Annotated in this window: 2 protein-coding genes; both read left to right on the forward strand. The window is 60.0% G+C overall.

Annotated features, from left to right (window positions below):
- Positions 1 to 5: 5 nt before the first annotated feature.
- Positions 6 to 401 carry a DNA-directed RNA polymerase subunit omega gene (gene rpoZ, locus AC1DT3_RS20450; protein WP_477467041.1) on the forward strand — a complete coding sequence of 132 codons (396 nt, stop codon included), beginning with the start codon at positions 6 to 8 and terminating at the stop codon, positions 399 to 401.
- 181 nt (positions 402 to 582) lie between these two features.
- On the forward strand, positions 583 to 1,628 hold a 1,046-nt coding region (locus AC1DT3_RS20455), incomplete at its 3' end, for a RelA/SpoT family protein (RefSeq protein ID WP_477467040.1).

Below are 1,628 nucleotides of genomic sequence, written 5' to 3' on the forward strand. Positions count from 1 at the left end.
TCTCCATGGCTCGTGTGACCGTCGAAGATTGCATCGACAAGGTCGATAACCGGTTTGAGCTCGTCTTGCTCGCCAGCCATCGCGCCCGTTTGATTTCCTCAGGTTCTCCGCTGACCATCGACCGCGACCGCGACAAAAATCCTGTCGTTGCGCTCCGCGAGATCGCCGATGAGACCATCGCTCCCGATGATCTCAAGGAACAGCTGATCCATTCCATGCAGAAATACGTGGAAGTCGACGAGCCGGAAGCCGAGACTGTTCCGCTCCTTGGCAACACCGCCGCCGGCAGCGACAACGACGCCGACGTCCAGTTCGACCGCATGAGCGAGGAAGACCTCCTCCGCGGCCTCGAAGGTCTCGTCCCGCCGACCCACAGTGCGGACGACGACGACCGCGAATAGGCTGTCGTTTCCCCATCGCCTCTTGAAAGCCCGGCCCAGCGCCGGGCTTTTTCTTGCGTAATGGCCAGGACTTCCCGATTTCCTTCGGCTTTCAAGGCTGTTCGGCTTGCGGTCGGTGGATATTGCACAATATCCTTTAACCTCAGCCGTTTATCACGACCTGAAAGGAAAGCTCCGCCGCATGATGCGCCAGTACGAACTTGTCGAGAGGGTCAAGCGCTATAACCCCTCGACCGACGAGGCGCTTCTCAACCGCGCTTATGTGTACGCCATGATGGCTCATGGTAGTCAGAAGCGCGCTTCTGGCGACTTGTTCTTCGGCCATCCGCTCGAAGTCGCAGCGATCCTGACAGATCTGAAACTCGACGACGCCACCATCGCTGCCGCCGTTCTCCACGACACGGTTGAGGATACGGAGGCGACACTCGAAGAGATCAACAAGACGTTCGGTCAGCAGATCGGCGACCTCGTCGATGGACTGACGAAGATCAAGCGGCTCGACCTCGTGTCGAAGCAGGCCGCGCAGGGCGAGAATTTCCGCAAGCTCCTGCTCGCCATCGCCAACGACGTGCGCGTGCTTCTGGTCAAACTGGCCGATCGCCTGCACAACATGCGTACCCTCCAGTTCATGCCGACGGAGAAACGCAAGCGCATCGCGGAGGAAACCCTCGACATCTATGCACCGCTCGCGGGCCGCATGGGCATCCAGGAAATGCGTGAGGAGCTGGAAGACCTGGCCTTCCAGAACCTCGATCCTGACGCCTACGAGGCGATCAGCCGGCACCTGCGCGATCTGACGGTGAAGAACGAAAAACTCGTCGAGCAGATCGAGCAGGACCTCACGTCGAAGCTCGAGGCGAAAGGCATTCACGCGGTCGTCAGCGGTCGCCAGAAGCGCCCCTATTCCGTGTGGCGCAAGATGGAGCGCAAGTCGGTCGCGTTCGAGCAATTGTCGGACATCTTCGGCTTTCGCGTCATCGTCGACACGCTCGATGATTGCTATCGCGCGCTGGGCGTCGTGCATATCTCCTGGCCGATGGTGCCCGGGCGCTTCAAGGACTACATCTCGACGCCGAAACAGAACGATTACCGGTCGATCCACACCACCGTGATCGGTCCAGGCCGGCAGCGGGTGGAGCTGCAGATTCGCAGCGCGGAAATGGACGAGGTCGCCGAATTTGGCATCGCCGCCCATGCGCTCTACAAGGAAGGCATTCACGACAACTC

Source organism: Microvirga sp. P4_G7 (assembly GCF_056401005.1).

What these genes read in the sequence shown, in the direction of transcription:
- rpoZ (WP_477467041.1), top strand. Translation starts at nt 6, where the DNA reads ATGGCTCGTGTGACCGTCGAAGATTGCATCGACAAGGTCGATAACCGG.